Origin of the sequence: Streptomyces colwelliae, assembly GCF_048158785.1 — a bacterium.
Lineage (GTDB): Bacteria > Actinomycetota > Actinomycetes > Streptomycetales > Streptomycetaceae > Streptomyces.
The window spans coordinates 1-3,538 of record NZ_JBLTJC010000636.1 but is presented as its reverse complement, the minus strand read 5'-3'; the positions used below and the strand labels follow the sequence as shown (position 1 = coordinate 3,538).

Sequence of the window (3,538 nt, the reverse complement as noted above, 5' to 3'; positions counted from 1 at the left end):
GTCGCGCAGTTCGCGTCGGTCATCGTGCCCGGCTCCACGCGCAGGGTGATCACGGCACCGGTCTTCAGCTGTGTGTACGCGATGGAGAGACCGACGTCCGATACGCCGACCGACTGCTCGGCGAGGGGCCGCGGGCGAGGTCAGTCCCGCGCCCACCGAGTCCTCGGCCGACGCGAGCAGTCAGCCGCAGCCCGATCAGACCTCGCCCAGTGCCCACAACACGCCCTCCAAGTCCGCCAGTTCGACGGAGACACAGAGCGATCCGAACGTCGGCGACGGGTTCGTGCTGCGCAAGGACTCCGCCGGGTTCCAGGTCGCCGTAGCCAAGGGCTGGACCCGTACGCCGAAGAACGGGAGCGGCCAAGTCATCTACTCCCACGGCGACTTCGAGCTGATCGTCGTAGCCGGGCGGGACAGTGCCACGGCGAACGGCAGCGATCCGATGGTCTACCAGCGGGACAAGGAGCGCGAGTTGCAGCCGTACCGCAACTCCAGCTGGGCCACGGCGACCGGGCTGCGGACCATCACGGTGGGCGGAAAGACCATGGCCGAGGGGCAGTTCACCTGGACGGACAGCCAGGGCGGCGACCTCTTCGTGCGCAACATGGCGTTCCTCATCGACGGCCGGTACCACATCGTGCAGGTGCGGGGCCCGGAGGCTCAACGCGACGAGGTGACACGGCTGTACGAGCAGGCGTCGTCGACCTATCAGTACACCGGGTGACCTGCGGAGGCGGCGCGCCGAGGCCCGATGGTTCCCGTTCGGGCGCAGAAGCGACAACCGTCACAGTGCGGTCTCCTTGGTACCCCGCTGGTTCCCTGCCGGAGGGCCGGTCCTTACGCTGAGCCTGTCAAGAGCATTGCGGGGAAACGTGAATCAGATGCAGGGCCTGCTCCTCGCGGGGCGCTATCGGCTGGCCGAATCGATCGGCAGCGGCGGTATGGGCCGGGTGTGGCGGGCGCACGACGAGGTGTTGCACCGGGCCGTCGCCATCAAGGAGTTGACGGCCGCGCTCTACGTGTCCGAGAGCGACCAGCCGAGGCTGCTGGCACGCACCCGCGCCGAGGCGCGCGCCGCCGCGCGGATCAACCACTCCGCCGTCGTCACCGTGCACGACGTACTCGAACACGACGGCCGCCCATGGATCGTCATGGAGCTCGTCGAGGGCAACTCCCTTGCCGACGAGGTCAAGGAGAAGGGCCGGATCGAACCGGCCGAGGCCGCGCGCATCGGCGTGTGGGTGGTGCGCGCGCTGCGCGCCGCGCACACCGCCGGCGTCCTGCACCGTGACGTCAAGCCCGGCAACGTGCTGCTCGGGCAGGACGGGCGGGTCCTGCTCACCGACTTCGGCATCGCGCAGATCGAGGGCGACTCGACCATCACGCGCACGGGAGAGGTCGTGGGGTCCGTCGACTACCTGGCCCCCGAGCGCGTCCGCGGCGCCGACCCGGGACCGTCCTCCGACCTGTGGGCGCTGGGCGCCACGCTCTACACGGCGGTCGAGGGCCGTTCGCCCTTCCGCCGTACCTCGCCGCTGTCCACCATGCAGGCCGTCGTCGAGGAGGACGCCGGTGAACTGCGGTACGCCGGTGCGCTCGCGCCCGTCATCGCCGCGCTGCTGAACAAGGACCCCGCGCTACGGCCCGACGCGGACCAGGCCGAGCAGCTGCTCGCGGAGGCGGCCGAGGGGCGGCGCCCGCGAGCGGCTCAGGAGTGGCTGCCGACGCAGCAAGTGGGCTCGCGGCAGGGCGGGTTGGCGGAGGACTTCGGTCCGGGTCCGGGCGCCAATCCTTACCAGTCGGCGACCGGGGGCGCGAATCCGTACCAGTCGGCGACCGGGGGTGCGACGCCGTACCCGCCGGCGGCCGGGGGCACGACGCCGTACTCGTCGGCGACCGGGCCGACCCATCACACGCCGCTCGTCGCCGGTGCGGCCGGCGCGCCCGCCGCTCCGCCGAAGCGGCGCCGGCTCCGCTCGGTCGCCCTGGTGGTCGTCGTCGCCGCGCTCGTCGGCGGCGGTACGGCGCTGGGATTGCAGAAGTGGCACCAGGATGGCGAGCAGGACGGCGGCCCGGCCGCCTCCGCCCCCGTCTCGCAGAGTCCCACCGGGACCGACGCCACGCCGACCCCGGCGCAGGGTTCCATCCCCGCCAACTGGGAGGTCTACCACGACCCTTGGGGCTTCGACGTCTCCCTCCCCAAGGGCTGGGAGCGGAAGGTCTACGGCGTCAGCGACGACGGCAGCATCAAGCAGGTCGACTACACGCCCGACAACGGCGAGCACTTCGTCCGCATAGCCCTCGACACCTCACCGGACTTCCCCACCGCGTACGCCCACCAGCTGGACCTGGAGGTGCAGCTCCAGAAGCTGGTCGACTACAACCGGGTGACCCTGAAGGAGAACACCTACCGCGACCGTCCGGGCTCCCTGTGGGACTACACCTGGACCGCGCTGGCGAAGGACACCCCCTTCCCGGGGCCGCGACGCGCCACCGAAGAGACGTACACGTCCCGTGACGGCATCGAGTACGCGATCTACATGTCGTCCCCGGCCGCCGACTGGGCCGAGACGAGCGCGCAGTTCAAGTCGGTCCTACAGAGCTGGAGTCCCAACTCGGGCTGACCGCCGCCGGGTTGCGTCATGATGGTGCGCATGGGGACCGAGGGGGACAACGTCCGGGTGATCGCCGGGCGTTACCGACTGGAGAAGCGGCTCGGGCGCGGTGGCATGGGCGTCGTGTGGCGGGCGACCGACCAACTCCTGGGCCGCCAGGTCGCGGTGAAGGAGATCGCCCAGGACGACTCCCTCTCCGAGGAGGAGGCCCGCCAGCAGCGCGACCGCACCCTGCGCGAGGCGCGGGCGGTCGCGCAACTGCGCCACCCGCACATCATCGTCGTGCACGACGTCGTCGAGCAGGACGAACGGCCGTACATCGTCATGGAGTTGATCGACGGCGGGTCGCTCGCCGAGCGGATCTCCGGCCGCGGTCCGGTCGAGGCCGCCGAGGCCGCGCGGATCGGGATCGCCCTCCTGGGCGCGCTGCGCACCGCGCACGCGGCGGGGGTCCTGCACCGGGACATCAAACCGGCGAACGTGCTGTTGCAGACGGCCACCGACGAGGCCGACCCCGAGCGGGTCGTGCTGACCGACTTCGGCATCGCGCAGGTCGCGGGTGCCACGACCCTCACCGAGAGCGGCGTGTTCGTCGGCTCGCCCGAGTACACCGCGCCGGAGCGGATGTCGGGCGTGCGGACCGGTCCCGCGTCCGACCTGTGGTCGCTGGGCGCGCTGCTGTGCACGGCGCTGAGCGGTGAATCCCCGTTCCGGCGCGACTCGTTGGGCGGCATCCTGCACGCGGTCGTCGTCGACGAGATCCGCCCGCCCGAACAGGCCCGGCCGCTGCTGCCCGCGTCCACCGTGATCGGGGTCGACTTCGACCACGGCTCGGCGTCACCCACCCGTTCGAGGACTGCGCCTCTGATCCGTGTCATTGGGGACCATCTCCCTTCACCTTCGTGCTGTACATGTCGGTTTCG

The 3,538-nt window shown here is 71.1% G+C and carries 2 protein-coding genes and 1 pseudogene; all 3 read left to right on the top strand.

What is annotated here, in order from left to right; translation table 11 throughout:
• Positions 1-118: 118 nt before the first annotated feature.
• A pseudogene (locus tag ACNFOC_RS52405) lies at positions 119-724 on the top strand (serine/threonine kinase C-terminal domain-containing protein); the annotation flags it as partial.
• Between the two features lie 157 nt (positions 725-881).
• Positions 882-2,624: a serine/threonine-protein kinase gene (locus tag ACNFOC_RS52400; RefSeq protein WP_416966027.1), complete on the top strand. Its 1,743-nt coding sequence runs from the start codon at positions 882-884 to the stop codon at positions 2,622-2,624.
• Positions 2,625-2,654: 30 nt separating this feature from the next.
• On the top strand, positions 2,655-3,538 hold an 884-nt coding region (locus ACNFOC_RS52395; RefSeq protein ID WP_416966026.1), incomplete at its 3' end, for a serine/threonine-protein kinase.

Excerpts from the sequence above, each read along its gene's own strand:
- ACNFOC_RS52400 (WP_416966027.1), top strand. The coding sequence starts at position 882 with ATGCAGGGCCTGCTCCTCGCGGGGCGCTATCGGCTGGCCGAATCGATC.